The sequence below is a fragment of the Paraburkholderia phenazinium genome, assembly GCF_900141745.1.
GTDB classification, from domain to species: domain Bacteria; phylum Pseudomonadota; class Gammaproteobacteria; order Burkholderiales; family Burkholderiaceae; genus Paraburkholderia; species Paraburkholderia phenazinium_B.
Map to the genome: position 1 here is coordinate 1,416,776 of NZ_FSRM01000001.1, position 17,819 is coordinate 1,434,594.

The following is a 17,819-nucleotide window of genomic DNA, read 5'->3' on the forward strand; positions in this document are numbered from 1 at the left end:
GAAGCGCGAGCGTTGCCTGAAGTGATTGTCTGAGTCTTCAGCATCAATTTCAGGGAGCGGTACACATCAGCGCCGCCGCAACAAAAAGGCCATCGCCTTCCAGCGATGGCCTTTTTACTTTTGCTCGAGCTTGATCTCTTCGACAAGTTGCGTTCTGAAGAATCGCGCGCGTCACACGTTGCGATTGCGCACGTTCTCCGGCGACAGAACCGTGGGCAACGCTTTCGGCAGCGCAGCGGGCCAGTCGCGGCTGAAGTGCAGTCCGCGGCTTTCGCGTCGTGAACGTGCGCTCTCGACGATCAAGGACGCAACGTCGACCAGATTGCGCAGCTCAAGCAGATCGCGGCTCACCTTGAAGTGCGCGTAGTACTCGTGGATCTCATCGCGAAGCAGCGCCAGGCGATGCTTGGCGCGCGCGAGCCGCTTGTCGGTTCGGACGATGCCCACGTAGTTCCACATCAGGCGGCGCAGTTCGTCCCAGTTGTGCGCGACGACCACCTCCTCGTCCGGATCGGACACGCGGCTTTCGTCCCAGTCGGGCAGTGACGCGTGGACTGCGCCGCCGAAGCCCTCGCCCTCGATGGCGGCAGCCGCCGAACGGCCTATCACCAGGCATTCGAGCAGCGAGTTGCTGGCCAGGCGGTTGGCGCCATGCAGACCGGTGCAGGACGTCTCGCCGACCGCATAGAGGCCAGCGAGATCGGTTCGGCCAGCGAGGTCCGTGACGACGCCGCCACAAGTGTAATGAGCCGCCGGGACGACCGGAATCGGCTCTTTCGTGATGTCGATCCCAAACTCGCGACAACGCGCGAGGATGGTGGGAAAGTGTTCTTGCAGGAACGCCGCAGGTTGGTGACTGATATCGAGGTACACGCAGTCGATGCCGCGCTTCTTGATCTCAAAGTCAATCGCACGGGCGACGATATCGCGCGGTGCCAGTTCCGCGCGTTCATCGTGTTGGGGCATGAAGCGGGTGCCGTCCGGCAGCTTCAGAATGCCGCCTTCGCCACGCACCGCTTCCGAGATCAGGAAGGACTTGGCATAGGGATGGAACAGACAGGTCGGGTGAAACTGGATGAACTCCATGTTCGACACACGGCAGCCGGCGCGCCACGCCATGGCGATGCCATCGCCTGTGGCGGTGTCCGGGTTTGTCGTGTACAGATAGACCTTGCCTGCGCCACCTGTAGCTAGCACCGTATGCGGCGCTTCGATGGTGACGGTGCGGCCGCTTTCGAGATCGAGCGCATATAGGCCGTGGCAGCGACGCCCTGGCAGGCCGAGGCGGTCCGACGTGATCAGGTCGATCGCATAGTGGTTTTCGAGCAACGTGATATTCGGATGGCGACGCACGCGCTCGCTTAACGTGACGACGACCGCATGACCGGTCGCGTCCGCTGCGTGAATGATGCGGCGATGACTATGGCCACCTTCTCGCGTGAGGTGAAAGCCAAGCTCGGCCGCGTCGTCTTTGGTGAACGGCACGCCTTGCGCGATCAGCCATTCGATCGCCTCGCGGCCATGCTCGACGATGAAACGCGTAGCGCCTTCGTCACACAGGCCGCCGCCGGCGATGAGCGTGTCGCTGACGTGGTTCTCGATACTGTCCGCGGAATCCAGCACTGCCGCGATGCCGCCTTGCGCCCAGTCGCTGGCGCCTTCGGTCATCGATACCTTGGCAATCACTGCAACCCGCCGCGTCTCCGCCAGATTTAGTGCAACGCTCAGACCCGCCAGACCACTGCCGACAATTGCCACATCAAAATTCATTTCCTGCGTCTCCGTCACTTGATCAGCCGTTGCGGCTCGTGTCGCCGCTCACCGATAAACGAGCTAGGATACGCGTCGCAGGACATGAGGGAAAGCTGGCCGGATGGCTAATGACGCAAGTGGGGAGATGGGAGGCGTGACATGCACGCATGCCGGAACGGAAGAGCGGCCGTTAAAGCTAACAGCAACGCAGGAAGTACACAGAACGGCGCGCGCCGGAATCTTCATCATTTAGCGCGCCGTAAAACAAAAAGCCCCGCACAAGTGCAGGGCTTTCGTCTTCGTCAACAAGCAGGAAGCAAGATCTTATTTGATCTTGGTTTCCTTGTACGGCACATGCTTGCGAACGACGGGATCAAACTTGCTGATCTCCATCTTTTCCGGCATGTTGCGCTTGTTTTTCGTCGTGGTGTAGAAGTGACCCGTACCTGCGGTCGATTCCAGCTTGATCTTGTCGCGTGCGCCTTTGGCCATGATTTACTCCTTAGGCTTCACCGCGTGCGCGCAGGTCTGCGAGCACGGCGTCAATGCCGTTCTTGTCGATCAGACGCAGGCCGGCGTTCGAAACGCGCAGACGCACCCAACGGTTTTCGCTTTCCACCCAGATGCGGCGGTTTTGCAGGTTCGGCAGGAACCGGCGCTTGGTTTTGTTGTTCGCGTGGGAAACGTTGTTGCCGCTCATCGGCGCTTTCCCAGTTACTTGGCATACGCGTGCCATATGAGAGCACTCCTAATACGCTAATTCTGAGTTCGGACGCCGCGAAAGTTATCCGGAAGGGCCGCGATGATCGCTCAGTTGCGTTCAGTCGCTTATCTCCCGAAAGGCCTTTGATGGCTTCGGAACAGGGTTGGAAACAGGCAAACCGGAATTCTAGCAGAAAAAAAGCCGATAAATCAAACCTTATTTGCGATCCAGCTAGCAGGACAAGGTGCAGCAACAACGGCAATCCGACTGGCATTCCGGCATTGACGGATCCGGAATTCACGACCATCCGGCGCGCGCAAACGAGAAGGTTTCGTGCGTACCGATTACAAGGTGATCGACCAGATGGACGTCGATCAGCGCGAGGGTGTCACGCAGCACCTGCGTGAGATGCCGGTCGCTCGCGCTGGGCTTCACCGCGCCAGAGGGGTGATTATGCGCCACGATCATGCTTGCCGCGTTCGCGGTCAGCGCGCGCCGGACAATTTCGCGTGGATAAACCGCCATCCGCGTGAGCGAGCCGCGCGAGCTTTCCTCGGTGACGATCAGGCGGTGCCGGGCGTCCAGAAAGAGGCAGACGAACACCTCATGAGGCCTGGAGCCGATCAGCAGACGTAAATAGTCCTCGACCGCCTCAGGCGAGTCGATGATCGGTTTCTCGCGCATTTTTTCGACGAGCGAACGCCGCGCCAGTTCGAGGATGGCGAGTAGTTGCGCCGTCTTGGCGGGGCCGATGCCGGGCAGTCCCTTGAAGTCAGCCGGTGTGGCGTCGAGCATTGCGCGCAGCGAACCAAAGCGTTTCAACAGCGAGTCAGCGATGCCGAACACATTGTGACCGGGCAGCCCCGAGCCCAGCACGAGCGCCACCAGTTCGGCGTCGGCCAGGGTGCCGGGTCCGAAGTCCAGCAGCCGCTCACGCGGCATGTCGCGCTTACGACGCGAGCGTTTGGGTGCGGACGGCTTGGGCCGGCCCGCGTCGGGCGCGTCCGGCCGAGGCGCGGCCACATCCTCATTGAACGGCGCCAGCAAGCCGACCTCCGCGGTACGACTAGCCGCCGCCTCGGCGCAAGCGTAATAGTTCATCTCATCGTTCTCCTGTTCGCGGGCGGGAAAAGTCCTCGCCCATGGCGCTTGTGCCTACGATGCACCCAAGCCGCCGCTTGATATGTGGCTTACAATAGAGCCTTTGCGCACGGCACCATTACGGTTTGCCAACCGCACAGGCGGCGCCCCGGCGCCCGCGTGCAGCGCGTCCCGACTGAACGAGTACCGCATGAGCATCATCGACATCTCTGAAGTGAAACCCGGTTCGCACGTCACGCTCCATTACCGGCTTTCGCTTGCCGATGGCGCTGAAGTCATCAACACCTTTACCGAAAAGCCAGCCACGCTGCTGCTGGGTGCAGGCCAACTTGCGCCGCCGCTGGAAGACATTTTGCTGGGATTGAAGGTCGGCCACCATTCGACCTTTCAGCTACCCGCCGGGCAGGCATTCGGTCCGCGCAATCCGGAGCTGATCCAGCGGGTCTCGCTTGCCACGCTGCGCGAAAACAGCATGATCGGTGAGGATTTTTCGCCGGGCGATCTCGTCGAATTCAACGCACCGGGTGGCGGACGCTACGCTGGCGTGCTGAAGGAAGTCGGCGAAACGTCCGCCCTGTTCGATTTCAATCACCCGCTCGCCGGCCAGGCGCTGGCGTTCGAAGTGAAAATCATCGGGATTCTGTAAACATGAGCACCACGGATACGACTGTGACTGAAGCCGAGATCCTGCTGGCGCAACCGCGAGGGTTCTGCGCGGGTGTCGATCGGGCAATCGAAATCGTCGAACGCGCGATCAAGCTGCACGGTTCGCCCATCTACGTGCGCCACGAAATTGTTCACAACGCTTACGTTGTCGAGGATTTGCGCAAGAAGGGCGCGATCTTCATCGAGCAGTTAGAGGAAGTGCCGGCCGGCAACACCGTCATTTTCAGTGCGCACGGTGTTTCCAAGACGGTTCGCGCCGAAGCCGAATCGCGTGGTCTGCGCGTGTATGACGCGACCTGTCCGCTTGTCACCAAGGTGCACATCGAAGTGGCGAAGATGCGTCAGGAAGGCTTCGACATTGTGATGATCGGCCACAAGGGGCATCCGGAGGTTGAGGGCACGATGGGGCAGACGGGCGAGGGCATGTATCTTGTCGAGGATATCGGCGACGTGCAGAAACTTTCGCTCGAAGATCCCGAGCGGATTGCCTTCGTCACCCAAACCACCTTGTCGGTTGACGATGCCGCCGAGATCATCGCTGCGCTCAAGGCGAAATATCCGCAGATTCGCGAGCCGAAAAAGCAGGACATCTGCTATGCCACGCAGAACCGCCAGGACGCGGTCAAGTTCATGGCGCCACAATGCGACGTGGTGATCGTGGTGGGTAGTCCGAACAGCTCCAACTCGAATCGCCTGCGTGAAGTCGCCGAGAAGCGCGGCATTCCCTCGTATATGGTCGATTCACCCGACCAGATCGACCCGGCCTGGATCGTCGGCAAGCGCCGCATTGGCGTTACCGCAGGCGCTTCGGCGCCCGAAGTGTTGGCGCAGGCCGTCATTGCCCGTTTGCGCGAACTGGGTGTGCGCAACGTGCGTGCGCTCGAAGGTATCGAGGAAAATATCGCGTTTCCGTTACCGCGCGGCCTCGGTTTGCCTGCCTGACCCATTCCTGCCGTCTCATCAGAAAAGCGCGCCAACGGCGCGCTTTTTCATTTCCGCAGTCTGCGAACCGCGTCTTTTAAATAAGTGTCACATCACATAAATAGACCCGTTTGCGACGCCCAGAATGGAAATTTTTTGCCTCCCAGCGATTTTATTTTATTGGTCTGGCCGTGATCAGTCCCCGCTTTTTCTATTGATATCCGACATCTCATAATTTTGATGCACTAGCATTGTGCGTATGGGGGCTGAGATATTAAAAAGTCGTACTTATCGCTCAGCGCTGTGAAACCGGGGCTTGACCGCGATTGCCGCAACACTTGATGCTGCCTGCGTCTAGCTTGGTGCAACTGATGCACGAAAAAATGTCGCAACCGGGTTGCGCCCCTTACTGATTATTAGTCGCAAAATGAGGTTGCAATGCAGGAAAACCCTGCCGTTTCAACAATATTGCCCATCGCATAATTGGAGTTACAATGCGCGCGTTCTCAAGGCCTCTGGCCGTCGGACACTGAATTTAGCAAGGCGCTGGAGACCTACCTAATGCGAGTCAAGTTTGCTTACGCCGCGTCCTGCGCGGCCAAGGTTGCGAAGTTGACCGCGTATTGCCGGTTTCGGCAAACACAACGAAAACGGGGCGCGATTGCTGCTTGAGGACATCACCACGCAGGGGTCGACGCTCGACGGCCGGAAGATCCGGCCGCAGCTGGCCGCGAAGCGTATCGCGCAGATGAATGACGCATCTGCGCCCGCCATTGGCAAATGGCTCGCGGGCGAGTTCGCGAAGACCGCTCGCGCGAGCGGCGCAAAAGTCGTTGCCGGGGAAGCAGCGAATGACCAGGTCGCGGATTTCCCGGCCTTTCTCACCAGAATGAAGTGCGTTCAGCCGGACCTGATCGGGTCCGGCGGTATGAACGCGACGGGCGGACCGCTGAAGAAGCAGGCGGCCACGCCCGGTATCAGGGCAAAAATCCTTGGCGGCGACGGTGTGTGGACCGACAAGGTGGGGGAGCTGGCGAGATTCGCCGTGCAAAACCCGGTTTGCCCGAAGGCGGCATTCGCGCCTTCGGACATGGCCAAAGGAGCGGACTTCGAGAAGAAGCATGAAGGCCGTTCCGACACACCGGTGCAGAGTGACGCGCCGTTCACGTATGACGCTTTGTACGCGAACGTCGAAGCAATCAAGCGCGCCCACTCAATCGATGCGCCCGAGGTGCTGGCTGCGATGCCGTCCCCCGGTTACGACCGCGTAACCGGACCCATCGCATTCGACGACAAGGGTGATTTGAAAGAAGGCGCTATTACGCTTTACGACTTCAAGGACAGCGAAGCTGCGGTCCTCGACGCCGTAGAGATGTAATGACGGGACGTACAGCCTGACGGCACCCTGGCCCACCCATGGTGTCGTTTTTGCATCCGTTTCCGGCGAGCCGGCGACTGTATTCCGGTCGCAAGACAAGCCGGTGGCGGATAACCCTTACCGGTCTTTTACATCAGTACCCGCAGTGCCGTTGCGATTTGTGTGAAGCATCACCGCCCACCGATGATGACGAACACGAATCCAGTCGCACGGGCTAAGGAGCATTAAATGGATATCTTCATCCAGCAGATCCTCAACGGACTGGTGCTTGGCAGCGTTTACGCCATCATCGCACTGGGCTATACGATGGTTTACGGCATCCTGGGCATCATCAACTTCGCGCACGGCGATGTGTTGATGGTGGGCGCGATGGTTGCGCTTTCAGCCATAGGCGTGCTGCAGAACCACTTTCCGGGGCTAGGCCATGTGCCGACGCTCATCATCGGGTTGATCATCGCAGCTGTCGTGTGCTCGGTAGTCGGCTACACGATCGAGCGGGTGGCCTACCGGCCGCTGCGTCGCGCGCCGCGTCTGGCTCCGCTGATTACCGCCATCGGCGTGTCGATCCTGCTGCAGACGCTCGCCATGATGATCTGGTCGCGCAATCCGCTGCCGTTCCCGCAGCTGCTGCCTACCGATCCGATCAACGTGATCCAGGCCGGACCGAACAATCCGGGCGCCGTGATCTCGATGACTGAAATCGTCATCATCGTGGTCGCGTTCCTGGTGATGGGAGGGCTGCTGCTGCTCGTGCACAAGACGAGGCTCGGCCGTGCGATGCGCGCGATTGCCGAGAATCCGAACGTCGCGAGCCTGATGGGCGTGAACCCGAACTTCGTGATCTCGGCAACCTTCATGATCGGCTCCGCACTCGCTGCGCTGGCCGGCGTCATGATCGCCTCCGAGTACGGCAACGCTCACTTCTACATGGGCTTCATCCCCGGTCTGAAGGCCTTTACTGCGGCGGTGCTTGGCGGTATCGGCAATCTCGGCGGTGCGATGGTCGGTGGCGTTGTGCTCGGCCTGATCGAGCAGCTGGGTGCGGGCTACATCGGCAACCTCACGGGTGGCGTGTTCGGCAGTAACTACCAGGACGTGTTCGCCTTCATTGTGCTGATCGTCGTGCTGGTGTTCCGTCCGTCGGGCCTGCTTGGCGAACGTGTCGCAGATCGCGCCTGACCTGGGCCATAAGGAGCAAATAACATGACCTCAATTCAACCGATCGAGCCGTCCACGACGCTCATCCCCGAGAAGAACAAGACGAAGACACTGACGGTCGGCATCATCACCGCAGTACTGGTCATCGTTGCGCCGATGATTATCGGTGCAGCCGGCGGCAACTACTGGGTGCGGGTGCTCGACTTCGCCATGCTCTACGTGATGCTGGCGCTGGGTCTTAACGTGGTGGTCGGCTTCGCCGGTCTGCTGGACCTGGGCTACATCGCGTTCTACGCGATCGGCGCCTACACCACGGCTCTGCTGTCTTCGCCGCACCTTTCCACGCAATTCGCGTGGATCGGCGCAATGTTCCCGCATGGACTGCATACGCCGTTCTGGATCATCGTGCCGATCGCCATGGCGCTCGCCGCGATGTTCGGCGTGCTGCTCGGTGCACCGACGCTGCGTCTGCGTGGCGATTACCTCGCCATCGTGACGTTGGGCTTCGGGGAAATCGTGCGGATCTTCATGAACAACCTCGACCGTCCGGTGAACATCACCAACGGTCCGCAGGGGATCACGGGGATCGATCCGGTGAGCGTGGGCGGCTTTAGCCTCGCGCAGACTCACACGTTCCTCGGCTTCCAGTTCACGACGGTGTACATGTACTACTACCTGTTCGTGCTGTGTGCGCTGCTGGTGATCTGGGTCTGTACGCGTCTGCAGCACTCGCGTATCGGCCGTGCGTGGGCCGCGATCCGCGAGGACGAAATCGCCGCCAAGGCCATGGGCATCAACACCCGGAACGTGAAGCTGCTGGCGTTTGCGATGGGCGCGTCGTTTGGCGGCCTGTCGGGCGCGATGTTCGGCGGCTTCCAGGGCTTCGTGTCGCCGGAATCGTTCACCTTCTGGGAATCGGTCGTGGTGCTGGCCTGCGTGGTGCTGGGCGGCATGGGCCATATCCCGGGCGTGATTCTCGGTGCGGTGCTGCTCGCCGTGTTCCCGGAATTCCTTCGTTCGACAATGGGTCCGCTGCAAAACGCCATCTTCGGCCACGAAATTGTGGATACCGAAGTGATCCGTCAGTTGCTGTACGGTCTCGCGATGGTTCTCATCATGCTGTACCGCTCGGAAGGCCTGTGGCCCGCACCGAAGCACGAGGACAAGATTGCGAAAATCGCGAAGCGCAACAGCAAGAAGCCGGTGCGCGCCTGAGGCTGCGCAGGGCGATTGCCCTGCATGGGACCAGAGTAAGCGCTAAAGCGCCAACTCTGGTCGACAACGGAGAATTCTATGAGTGACAACAACATCCGCCTGTCCGTCAAAGGCGTGAACAAGCGCTTCGGCGGCCTGCAGGCATTGTCGGACGTTGGCCTTGAAATCAAGGCGGGCGAAATCTACGGCCTGATCGGTCCGAACGGCGCTGGCAAGACCACGTTCTTCAACGTGATCACGGGGCTGTACACGCCGGATTCGGGCGACTTCCGCCTGGACGGCGAAAGCTACACGCCGACCGCGGTGTACCAGGTCGCGAAGGCTGGCATCGCCCGCACGTTCCAGAACATTCGTCTGTTTGGCGGCATGACTGCACTGGAAAACGTGATGGTGGGCCGTCACGTGCGCACGAAGCACGGCCTGATTGGCGCAGTGTTCCAGACGCCGTCGGAACGCAAGGAAGAGCGCGAGATCAAGGAACGCGCGCTCGAACTGCTGGAGTATGTCGGCGTGCTGCAATACGCGGACTACACGTCGCGCAACCTGTCGTACGGGCACCAGCGCCGTCTCGAGATTGCGCGCGCGCTGGCAACCGATCCGAAGCTGCTCGCGCTCGACGAGCCGGCCGCCGGTATGAACGCGACGGAGAAGGTCGAACTCACCAAGCTGCTCGACAAGATCCGCGGGGACGGCAAGACGATCCTGCTGATCGAGCACGACGTGAAGCTCGTGATGGGCCTGTGCAACAACATGACAGTGCTCGATTACGGCAAGGTGATTGCCCAGGGTCTGCCGCAAGACGTGCAGAAGGACCCGAAGGTGATTGAGGCTTATCTGGGTGCGGGGGTCCACTGATGGCTACGGCAATGTTGAAAATCAAGGGCCTGCAGGTCAATTACGGCGGCATTCAGGCAGTCAAGGGTATCGACCTCGAAGTTGCCCAGGGCGAGCTCGTCACGCTGATCGGCGCGAACGGTGCGGGCAAGACCACGACGATGAAGGCGATCACGGGTCTGAAGGCGTACGGTGCGGGCGATATCGAGTACATGGGCGAGTCGATCAAGGGCCTGCCCGCGCATGAACTGCTGAAGCGCGGTCTGGCGATGGTGCCGGAAGGCCGCGGCATCTTCGCGCGCATGTCGATTATCGAAAACATGCAGATGGGTGCGTATCTGCGTAACGACACGGACGCCATCAAGGCAGACGTGGACCGCATGTTCGGCTTCTTCCCGCGTCTGAAGGAACGTGCCACGCAGTACGCGGGCACGTTGTCGGGCGGCGAGCAGCAGATGCTGGCCATGGCGCGCGCGATCATCAGCAAGCCTAAGCTGTTGTTGCTCGACGAGCCGTCGATGGGTCTCTCGCCGATCATGGTCGAGAAGATCTTCGAAGTGGTGCGGGCGATTTCGGCTGAAGGCATGACCGTGCTGCTGGTCGAGCAGAACGCTCGCCTTGCGCTGCAGGCGGCGAATCGCGGCTACGTGATGGACTCGGGGCTGGTGACGATGTCCGGTGACGCAAAGCAGATGCTCGACGATCCGAAGGTGCGGGCTGCTTACCTCGGTGAATAAACGCTGAACGGAAAGAGTGGATGAAATAGCCACTCTGACCTGCGCAAGAAAAAGGCCGCATGCATCGTTTGATGCATGCGGCCTTTGTTATTTCCGACGCGCCTCGCCGGGCGGGTGCACGAGGTGACGAGTGTGACCCGGGCGGTTATCCAGCCAGCACTAAGCAGCGGATGGTGACGTTGTCTCTGCTGGCAACACAGGCGCGGCGGCGTCAGCGAATTCACCCAACCGTTTGCCCATACTGATCACAGCATCCGCCCGATACCCAAGCGCCTCATAAAACTCGCGGATCTCTTGCTTCGCCGAGAGCACCTGCAGATTCACCTTCGGACAGCCACGCGCGGTTAGCGCCGCCTCCGCATGCGCGACCAGCCGCTTGCCGATGCCATGCCGCCGATACGCCGTATCCACCGCGAGCGAATACATCCAGCCGCGATGGCCGTCATAGCCCGCCATCACCGTGCCGACCACACGTGCGTCGATCTCGGCGACAAAGAACAGCTCCGGCTGCGTCGTCATCTTGTTGGCGATCGACAGATGCGGGTTGCGCTGCGGCCTCGTCACGTCCCGGTACTCGGGAAACGCTTCTTGCCACAACGCGACCACGACATCGGTATCGCCGGCTTCGAAGCAGCGGATCGCGAGCGGTGTGGTCGTCGTTACCGTCATATGTGCTCCGGGCGAATTAGAGGGTGTCGAGAATCGACCGCAGCATTGCCATCATCTGGTCGATTTCTTCGTTGGTCACGTTCAGGGCCGGCATGAAGCGCAGCAGATTCGGACGCGCTGCGTTCAGCAGCAGGCCGTCCGGCTGCAGGTTGCGCGCCTTCTCGACGATCTGGTTGCCGATGTCCTTGCCTAACAGCAGCGCGCGCAGCAGCCCTTCACCGCGTTCGCCTTCAAAGCCGCGCTCTTCCGACAGTTCAAGCAGCTTGGCGCGCAGATATTCGCCGCGTGCCCGCACGCCTTCTAGGAAGCCCGGCGCCGTCAGTTGCGAGATCACCGAGTAGCCGACCGCCGTCATCAGCGGATTGCCGTTGTAGGTACCGCCCTGGTCGCCCGCTTCGAACACTTCGACCGCCGCCGTACAAAGCAGCGCCGCGAGCGGCACGCCGCCGCCAATCCCCTTGCCGAGCGTCATGATGTCGGGCTCGATGCCCGACAGTTCATACGCGAACAGCGTGCCGGCACGGCCGCAGCCGCTTTGCACTTCGTCGACGATCAGCAGGAGGTTGTGCTTCCGCGTCAGCGCGCGCAGTTGCTGCATGAATTCGCGCGTCGCGGGAATCACGCCGCCTTCGCCCTGAATCGGCTCGAGCATGACCGCCACGGTCTTGCCGTTGATGAGCTTCTCCACCGACGCGATATCGTTCAGATCCGCCTTCGGGAAACCCGGCACCTGCGGCGCGTAGATCGTGTCCCAGCCCGGCTTGCCGCTTGCCGACATGGTGGCGAGCGTACGGCCGTGGAAGCTGTGGTCGAACGTGATGATCTCGAAGGCACCGTCCTTGTGTTTCTTGCCCCACTTGCGGGCGAGCTTGATCGCGCCTTCATTCGCTTCCGCACCGCTGTTCGTGAAGAACACCTTGTCGAAGCAGCTATGCTCGGTGAGCAGTTGCGCGAGCTGGGCCATCGGGCCGTTATAGAACGCCGGCGACGGGTTGATCAGCAATTGCGCCTGCTTGTTGAGCGCTTCGATCATGCCTTCATTGCAATGCCCGAGGCTGTTGACGGCCCAGCCCTGGATGAAATCGAGGTATCGCTTGCCGGTGTTGTCGTAGATCCACGAGCCCTTGCCGTGCGTGAAAACGATCTCGGGCCGGTTGGTGATGTACATCAGCGACTCGACGGGATACTCATTGAAATTCATGGCGGCAGGCTCCGGGCGTTGCAGGGGTGAAGGAACAGTAAAAAGGGGACGAAGAAAACAAAAAGCCACGGCATGCCGTGGCTTTCATGATTCGAACTACATGCGCCTGTCTGGCGCGAATCCGTGACAAAGCCGGCGGCGTCCCTAAGGGAGCAGCGAGCGGCGACGTCGGAGTTCGGACTGGATGCGGTTCATGCGCGAAAGAATACGACAACGCGAGCGCCGGTGTAAACCATGAATTTCGTCTGTGGCGGATTTTTTTGTCCCGCCACAGACGGCAAACCCGCCTCGGAGTTACTACGGGCGAGGGTTCGCCGAGCTACGTTCGCTGGTTAAACCGGGTTCGCGAGGTCGGCTGCGCTCGTGAAGGAATCCGCATAAAACTCGTCTTCCGGCAGGCCGTGGTGCTGCGTGAAATCGCGCTGCGCCGATTCGACCATCACCGGTGCGCCGCAGGCGTACACCTGATAACCCGACAAGTCTGGCAGGTCTTCGATGACGCTGCGATGAACGAAGCCAGTGCGGCCCGTCCACGCGTCGCTCGGGTCCGGCTCGGAGAGGACGGGCACGAACTTGAAGTTCGGGATCTCACGCGCCCATTGCTCGGCCAGCTCCAGCAGGTACAGGTCTTTCTTGCGGCGCGCGCCCCAGTACAGCGTCATGGGCCGGTCGAGGTTCTTGAAGACCGCGTGTTCGACGATCGCCTTCAGCGGTGCAAAGCCGGTGCCGGAGGCGAGCAGCACGATCGGCTTGGCCGAATCTTCACGCAGGAAGAAGGTGCCGAGCGGCGCCTCGAAGCGCAGGATGTCGCGCTCTTTCATGGCGGTAAAGACGTGATCGGTGAACGCGCCGCCGGGCATATGGCGGATATGCAGTTCGATCGGGCCTTCCACGTGCGGCGCATTCGCCATCGAGTAGCTGCGGCGCTTGCCGTCCTTCAGGATGAATTCGAGGTACTGGCCGGCGAGGTATTGCAGACGCTCGTTGGCCGGCAGCTGCAGCTTCAGCACGACGACGTCGTCGGCCTTGCGCTCGATGGCGTTCACGCGGCACGGCAGCTTCTTGACCTGCACGTCGCCGACACCGGCGACTTCGCGGATGTCGATCTCGAGATCGGTGCACGGTGTGGCGCAGCAGAAGAGCGCCATGCCGCGGGTCTTTTCGTCGTTCGAGAGCGCCGACGAAGAATGCTGGCGCTGTTCGACTTCGCCGCTGACCACGGTGCCTTTGCAGGAGCCGCAGGCGCCGTTCTTGCAGCCGTACGGCAGGCCGATGCCCTGGCGCAGAGCCGCGATCAGCACGGGTTCATCGGGTTCTACCTGAAACTGCCGGCCGCTTTGCCGGAGCGTTACATTAAATGCCATAGCGTGTTCGAGTTCTGAGAGTCGGTAATCGGTGCGAGCCGCCCTTGACGGCTACAATGCGTCCACCATGAAAGCCACACGAAACTTGCGCCGCCCGCGCGTGCTCATTGTGGGCTGCGGCGATGTCGGCATGCGTTGCGTCGCGCTCTTGCAGCCACGCGCGCATGTGTTTGCGCTGACCACCCAGCCGGCCCGTGGCGCCGAATTGCGCGCAGCGGGCGTGACGCCAATCATCGGCGATCTCGACAGCCGCCGCAGTCTGAAGCGGCTCGCGGGCCTCGCGCCGACCGTGCTGCATCTGGCCCCGCCGCAAAAAACCGGCGACGACGACCGCCGCACGCGCGCATTGCTTGGCGCCCTGAGCGCGCGCCGCATCCGGCCCGCACGGAGTGCCGTGGCGCCGGTAGCGCGTCTGCGCCATCTTCGCGGTGCATGGATGGAGCGGGAAGCAGCCGATATTGTACCCGACGGGGTAGGGCGCTCCGCCGCTGCGCGGCCACCCGTGCGTATCGTTTACGCCAGCACGACCGGGGTGTACGGCGATTGTGGCGGCGCGCTGATCGACGAAACGCGCACGGTGCGACCGGCCAACGCGCGTGCGAAACGGCGTGTCTCCGCTGAGTGGCAATTGCGGCGAGCCACTGCCCGCGGCACGTTCGCCGCGAGCATCGCGCGCATTCCCGGGATCTATGCGGGCGATCGACTGCCGCTGGTGCGGCTCGAAAAGCGCACGCCCGCGCTGGTGGATGCCGATGACGTCTACACCAACCATATCCACGCCGACGATCTCGCCGCGATTCTGGTGCGCATGACGAGACTCGGGCGGCGCGGACGGGTGATCCACGCGTCGGACGATACGACCTTGAAAATGGGCGAGTATTTCGATCTGGTGGCCGACGCATACGGATTCGAGCGCGCACCGCGCATTACACGTGCGCAGGCCGAAAGCCAGATCGAGCCGATGCTGCTGTCGTTCATGCGTGAATCGCGGCGTCTTGTGAACGAGCGGATGAAGCGCGAGTTGCGCGTGCAACTGCGCTATCCGACGGTCGCGGATTTTCTGCGGCTCAGGTGAGAGCCGGTAGTGCTTCGAGCAGCAGGAAGCACAATACCGCGCCGATCAAAGCGCCGATGAGGCTTGGATGATACTTGTGCCGCAGGCGTATCACGACCAGCACAGCGGCGACCAGGACCGCCGCGATACAAATCAAACCAAACAGCGCGGCCGGCATCTCGAATGAAGAGTTGATGACCATGGCACACCTCCCTGAAACCTTTGTAGTCGTTGTTTAATCGAGTATAGAGCGACTTTTTCAGAAGGGCATGCTGCGACGCAGCGCAAAAGGGGCGGCATCGATGGCCGTGTGTGCGCCAGCACGCGCAGGGTGCCCGATGCCACGGGGCTTTGCGGCCCAGGACCGTGCGATTGGCTCGCGATTACCTGTTTACCCGCTCCGTAAAGATCCGAGGTCGGCGTCGTCGAGCCATTGCCATGCGCCGGCTGCCAGCGTCGCGGGCAAGCCGAGGCCGCCAATCCGTTCGCGATGCAACGCCTCGACGCGATTGCCGGCCGCGGCGACCATGCGCTTGACCTGGTGGTACTTGCCTTCGAGCACGGTCAGTTCGAGTGCGTGCTCGCTGCGCGCGTTCGCGGCGACGGCGGCAATCGGTTTAGGCTCTCCATGCAGCAGCACACCCTCGCGCAGCGCGCTGAGTTGCGCCTCGTCGAGCGGATGGCGCGTGGTCGCAAGGTAGACCTTGGGCACCTTGCGTTTGGGCGAGGTGAAGGCATGCACGAACTTGCCGTCGTCGGAGAGGAGCAGCAGGCCGGTCGTGTCCTGATCGAGCCGGCCGACGCATTGCACGCCGCGCTCGGCGAATTGCGGCGGCAGCAGGTTGAACACGCTCAGATGATGCTGCGGCTCGCGCGAGCATTCGTAGCCGGCGGGTTTGTTGAGCAGCAGGTAAGCATGCTCGCGATACGGCCAGGCGACGCCGTCGACGCTGAAGGTGAGCGCTTCGGTTGAGACATCGGCATCGGGATCGGCTTGTACAGCACCGTCGATCGTCACGCGGCCGTCGGCGATCAGCGTGCGGCATTGACGTCGTGAACCGAAACCCTGGGTGAAGAGAACGCTTTCGAGATTCATGAGGACGAGAGAACGGCAGGGCGACATGCTGGCGGCAGACCGTGTGGTCCGCCGCCTCGCGTATATTCGCGTGCATTCTACCCGTCGCCCGTCGCTACCCTGAGCGACAGCTTTACCTTTACTGCACGCCTGCGCGCCGCTCCACGAAACGCCGCACATAATCGTCGGCCGGGCGCGTGAGGATCTCGTCGGGCGTGCCTTCCTGCACCAGCGTGCCGTCACGCAGGATCGCGATGCGGTTCCCGATGCGCAGCGCCTCGTCTAGATCGTGTGTGATGAACACGATGGTCTTGTTCAGCGTCGCCTGCAACTGCAGCAACTGGTCCTGCATTTCGGTGCGGATCAGCGGATCGAGCGCGGAGAACGCTTCGTCCATCAGCAGCACGTCGGTGTCGGCGGCAAGCGCCCGGGCGAGGCCCACGCGCTGACGCATGCCGCCCGAGAGTTCGTCGGGATAGTGCTCGCCGTAGCCGTCGAGGCCCACCTTGCCGAGCCACGTGCGCGCCTTCTCGTTGGCGTGGGCTTTGCCCTCGCCACGTGTGCGCAGCGCGTAGGCGGTGTTGTCGAGCACGGTCTGGTGCGGCAGCAGGCCGAAGTTCTGGAACACCATGCTGACCTTGTAACGGCGCAACTCGCGCAAGCCCTGCGGGTTGAGCTTGATGACGTCCGAGCCGTCGATCACGATCTCGCCCGCGGTCGGTTCGATCAGCCGGTTGAAGTGACGCACGAGCGTCGACTTGCCGGAGCCCGAGAGGCCCATGATCACGTAGATCTCGCCCGAGCCGATGTTCAGGCTCACATCGTTCAGGCCGACGTTGCACCCAGTCTGCGCGAGCACGTCGGCCTTGCCCTTGCCGCTCCTGAGCAGGTCGAGCACGCGCGCGTGGCTGGTATCGGGGCCGAACAGCTTGTACACGTGCTTTACTTCTATCGCTGCCATGTCTGTCTCCTTCGTACCGTCGTGCTGTCCTGACGACTACTTCGCCGTACGGGTTTCGAGCCCGCTCTGAGCCGCTTCGCCGTGGTCATCTGCGCTGTCCGTACCGGCTTCGGTTGCCGCGGCCTTGTACGGCACCCGCGACACCGCCCTCGCCCTGCGGCGCAGCGCCAGCAGTCGCCGCGTGCGGCGGTCCTGTCCATAACCCTGGCTGATACGGTCGATCACGATCGCCAGAATCACGATTGCAATACCCGCCTGCGTGCCCTTGCCGACATCGAGCGTCTGGATGCCCGCCAGCACGTCCTCGCCGAGTCCGCGTGCGCCGATCATCGAGGCGATCACCACCATCGACAGCGCCATCATCGTCGTCTGGTTGATGCCGGCCATGATGCTCGGCCGCGCGAGCGGCAACTGCACATTGACCAGCAATTGCCAGCGCGTGGTGCCAAAGGCGCGGGCGGCCTCGACCACATCGGAATCCACGTGACGGATGCCGAGATCGGTCAGACGGATCAGCGGCGGCAGCGCGTAAATGATGGTGGCGAGAATCGCCGGCACCTTGCCAAGGCCGAACAGCATCAGCACGGGGATCAGGTACACGAAGCTCGGCAGCGTCTGCATGATGTCGAGCACGGGCAGCAGAACCCGCCTTAGCAGCGCACTGCGCGACGTGAAGATGCCAAGCGGCACACCGAGCACCACCGACAGCACGGTCGCCACCAGCATCAGCGCGAGCGTCTCCATCAGCTTGTCCCACAGCCCGAAGCAGCCGATTGCATAAAGCAGTAGTACGAAGAACGCAGCAATCGGCAGACGCCGCGTCGCATTCCACGTGATCGCGCCGACCGCGAGCAGGATCAGCCACGCCGGCGTAGCCCTCAGCGCGCCTTCGAGCGGCACCAGCAGATAGCGCAGCAGTGCGATGCTGAAGTTGTGGAAGCTGTCACCGTGCGCGGTGACGAACGCCTGAACGACATCGTTCACCCAGTCGGCGATCGACAGATGCAGAAAAAACGAATGCATGATCAAA

At 61.7% G+C, this 17,819-nt stretch carries 19 protein-coding genes; 8 read left to right on the plus strand and 11 right to left on the minus strand.

The window, feature by feature from the left end; translation table 11 throughout:
* Positions 1–171: 171 nt before the first annotated feature.
* From nadB to radC, 4 genes are all read right to left on the minus strand, one after another.
* A complete protein-coding gene (gene nadB, locus BUS06_RS06620) occupies positions 172–1,770 on the minus strand; it encodes an L-aspartate oxidase (protein ID WP_074263556.1) in 1,599 nt (532 codons plus the stop codon).
* Positions 1,771–2,076: 306 nt separating this feature from the next.
* Positions 2,077–2,244, minus strand: a complete 168-nt coding sequence (gene rpmG / locus BUS06_RS06625; protein ID WP_074263557.1) for a 50S ribosomal protein L33 — start codon at positions 2,242–2,244, stop codon at positions 2,077–2,079.
* Between the two features lie 10 nt (positions 2,245–2,254).
* Positions 2,255–2,488, minus strand: a complete 234-nt coding sequence (gene rpmB / locus BUS06_RS06630) for a 50S ribosomal protein L28 (protein ID WP_007180631.1) — start codon at positions 2,486–2,488, stop codon at positions 2,255–2,257.
* A gap of 264 nt (positions 2,489–2,752) precedes the next feature.
* Positions 2,753–3,556: a RadC family protein gene (gene radC / locus BUS06_RS06635; RefSeq protein WP_083611354.1), complete on the minus strand. Its 804-nt coding sequence runs from the start codon at positions 3,554–3,556 to the stop codon at positions 2,753–2,755.
* 190 nt (positions 3,557–3,746) lie between these two features.
* Between radC and BUS06_RS06640 the strand changes: the two genes are divergently transcribed.
* From BUS06_RS06640 to BUS06_RS06670, 7 genes are all read left to right on the plus strand, one after another.
* The gene (locus BUS06_RS06640; RefSeq protein ID WP_074263558.1) at positions 3,747–4,202 is read left to right on the plus strand and encodes an FKBP-type peptidyl-prolyl cis-trans isomerase; all 456 of its coding nucleotides are present in this window, start codon (positions 3,747–3,749) and stop codon (positions 4,200–4,202) included.
* Positions 4,203–4,204: 2 nt separating this feature from the next.
* Positions 4,205–5,164 (plus strand): 4-hydroxy-3-methylbut-2-enyl diphosphate reductase, encoded by a 960-nt coding sequence (ispH, locus tag BUS06_RS06645; RefSeq protein WP_074263559.1) that lies wholly within the window; start codon positions 4,205–4,207, stop codon positions 5,162–5,164.
* A gap of 640 nt (positions 5,165–5,804) precedes the next feature.
* A complete protein-coding gene (locus BUS06_RS06650; protein WP_254368771.1) occupies positions 5,805–6,521 on the plus strand; it encodes an ABC transporter substrate-binding protein in 717 nt (238 codons plus the stop codon).
* Between the two features lie 228 nt (positions 6,522–6,749).
* Positions 6,750–7,700 carry a branched-chain amino acid ABC transporter permease gene (locus BUS06_RS06655; protein ID WP_074263561.1) on the plus strand — a complete coding sequence of 317 codons (951 nt, stop codon included), beginning with the start codon at positions 6,750–6,752 and terminating at the stop codon, positions 7,698–7,700.
* Between the two features lie 24 nt (positions 7,701–7,724).
* Positions 7,725–8,894: an ABC transporter permease subunit gene (locus tag BUS06_RS06660; RefSeq protein ID WP_074263562.1), complete on the plus strand. Its 1,170-nt coding sequence runs from the start codon at positions 7,725–7,727 to the stop codon at positions 8,892–8,894.
* Between the two features lie 78 nt (positions 8,895–8,972).
* Positions 8,973–9,749, plus strand: coding sequence for an ABC transporter ATP-binding protein (locus tag BUS06_RS06665; RefSeq protein WP_074263563.1), 777 nt, complete (start codon positions 8,973–8,975; stop codon positions 9,747–9,749).
* A complete protein-coding gene (locus BUS06_RS06670; RefSeq protein ID WP_074263564.1) occupies positions 9,749–10,465 on the plus strand; it encodes an ABC transporter ATP-binding protein in 717 nt (238 codons plus the stop codon). Before BUS06_RS06665 ends, BUS06_RS06670 begins: the two co-directional genes overlap by 1 nt.
* Before the next feature lie 159 nt (positions 10,466–10,624).
* On the opposite strand, the gene BUS06_RS06675 is transcribed toward BUS06_RS06670, so the two are convergent.
* From BUS06_RS06675 to BUS06_RS06685, 3 genes are all read right to left on the minus strand, one after another.
* A complete protein-coding gene (locus tag BUS06_RS06675; protein ID WP_074263565.1) occupies positions 10,625–11,134 on the minus strand; it encodes a GNAT family acetyltransferase in 510 nt (169 codons plus the stop codon).
* A 16-nt stretch (positions 11,135–11,150) separates the two neighbouring features.
* Positions 11,151–12,335 carry an acetylornithine transaminase gene (locus BUS06_RS06680; RefSeq protein ID WP_074263566.1) on the minus strand — a complete coding sequence of 395 codons (1,185 nt, stop codon included), beginning with the start codon at positions 12,333–12,335 and terminating at the stop codon, positions 11,151–11,153.
* A 332-nt stretch (positions 12,336–12,667) separates the two neighbouring features.
* A complete protein-coding gene (locus BUS06_RS06685) occupies positions 12,668–13,699 on the minus strand; it encodes a CDP-6-deoxy-delta-3,4-glucoseen reductase (RefSeq protein WP_074263567.1) in 1,032 nt (343 codons plus the stop codon).
* Positions 13,700–13,766: 67 nt separating this feature from the next.
* Here BUS06_RS06685 and BUS06_RS06690 point away from each other — a divergent pair, with 67 nt between their 5' ends.
* Positions 13,767–14,774, plus strand: a complete 1,008-nt coding sequence (locus BUS06_RS06690) for an NAD-binding protein (RefSeq protein WP_074263568.1) — start codon at positions 13,767–13,769, stop codon at positions 14,772–14,774.
* On the opposite strand, the gene BUS06_RS06695 is transcribed toward BUS06_RS06690, so the two are convergent.
* From BUS06_RS06695 to BUS06_RS06710, 4 genes are all read right to left on the minus strand, one after another.
* The gene (locus tag BUS06_RS06695) at positions 14,767–14,955 is read right to left on the minus strand and encodes a hypothetical protein (protein WP_074263569.1); all 189 of its coding nucleotides are present in this window, start codon (positions 14,953–14,955) and stop codon (positions 14,767–14,769) included. The genes BUS06_RS06690 and BUS06_RS06695 overlap by 8 nt on opposite strands.
* Positions 14,956–15,144: 189 nt before the next feature.
* On the minus strand, positions 15,145–15,849 hold the full coding sequence (locus BUS06_RS06700; protein WP_074265944.1) for a pseudouridine synthase: 705 nt from the start codon (positions 15,847–15,849) through the stop codon (positions 15,145–15,147).
* A gap of 118 nt (positions 15,850–15,967) precedes the next feature.
* On the minus strand, positions 15,968–16,789 hold the full coding sequence (locus BUS06_RS06705; protein ID WP_074263570.1) for a quaternary amine ABC transporter ATP-binding protein: 822 nt from the start codon (positions 16,787–16,789) through the stop codon (positions 15,968–15,970).
* Positions 16,790–16,825: 36 nt separating this feature from the next.
* On the minus strand, positions 16,826–17,812 hold the full coding sequence (locus tag BUS06_RS06710; RefSeq protein WP_074263571.1) for an ABC transporter permease: 987 nt from the start codon (positions 17,810–17,812) through the stop codon (positions 16,826–16,828).
* Positions 17,813–17,819: the final 7 nt, after the last annotated feature.

Excerpts from the sequence above, each read along its gene's own strand:
- nadB (WP_074263556.1), bottom strand. The coding sequence starts at position 1,770 with ATGAATTTTGATGTGGCAATTGTCGGCAGTGGTCTGGCGGGTCTGAGC.
- rpmG (WP_074263557.1), bottom strand. The coding sequence starts at position 2,244 with ATGGCCAAAGGCGCACGCGACAAGATCAAGCTGGAATCGACCGCAGGT.
- rpmB (WP_007180631.1), bottom strand. The coding sequence starts at position 2,488 with ATGGCACGCGTATGCCAAGTAACTGGGAAAGCGCCGATGAGCGGCAAC.
- radC (WP_083611354.1), bottom strand. The coding sequence starts at position 3,556 with ATGAACTATTACGCTTGCGCCGAGGCGGCGGCTAGTCGTACCGCGGAG.
- BUS06_RS06640 (WP_074263558.1), top strand. The coding sequence starts at position 3,747 with ATGAGCATCATCGACATCTCTGAAGTGAAACCCGGTTCGCACGTCACG.
- ispH (WP_074263559.1), top strand. The coding sequence starts at position 4,205 with ATGAGCACCACGGATACGACTGTGACTGAAGCCGAGATCCTGCTGGCG.
- BUS06_RS06655 (WP_074263561.1), top strand. The coding sequence starts at position 6,750 with ATGGATATCTTCATCCAGCAGATCCTCAACGGACTGGTGCTTGGCAGC.
- BUS06_RS06660 (WP_074263562.1), top strand. The coding sequence starts at position 7,725 with ATGACCTCAATTCAACCGATCGAGCCGTCCACGACGCTCATCCCCGAG.
- BUS06_RS06665 (WP_074263563.1), top strand. The coding sequence starts at position 8,973 with ATGAGTGACAACAACATCCGCCTGTCCGTCAAAGGCGTGAACAAGCGC.
- BUS06_RS06670 (WP_074263564.1), top strand. The coding sequence starts at position 9,749 with ATGGCTACGGCAATGTTGAAAATCAAGGGCCTGCAGGTCAATTACGGC.
- BUS06_RS06675 (WP_074263565.1), bottom strand. The coding sequence starts at position 11,134 with ATGACGGTAACGACGACCACACCGCTCGCGATCCGCTGCTTCGAAGCC.
- BUS06_RS06680 (WP_074263566.1), bottom strand. The coding sequence starts at position 12,335 with ATGAATTTCAATGAGTATCCCGTCGAGTCGCTGATGTACATCACCAAC.
- BUS06_RS06685 (WP_074263567.1), bottom strand. The coding sequence starts at position 13,699 with ATGGCATTTAATGTAACGCTCCGGCAAAGCGGCCGGCAGTTTCAGGTA.
- BUS06_RS06690 (WP_074263568.1), top strand. The coding sequence starts at position 13,767 with ATGAAAGCCACACGAAACTTGCGCCGCCCGCGCGTGCTCATTGTGGGC.
- BUS06_RS06695 (WP_074263569.1), bottom strand. The coding sequence starts at position 14,955 with ATGGTCATCAACTCTTCATTCGAGATGCCGGCCGCGCTGTTTGGTTTG.
- BUS06_RS06700 (WP_074265944.1), bottom strand. The coding sequence starts at position 15,849 with ATGAATCTCGAAAGCGTTCTCTTCACCCAGGGTTTCGGTTCACGACGT.
- BUS06_RS06705 (WP_074263570.1), bottom strand. The coding sequence starts at position 16,789 with ATGGCAGCGATAGAAGTAAAGCACGTGTACAAGCTGTTCGGCCCCGAT.
- BUS06_RS06710 (WP_074263571.1), bottom strand. The coding sequence starts at position 17,812 with ATGCATTCGTTTTTTCTGCATCTGTCGATCGCCGACTGGGTGAACGAT.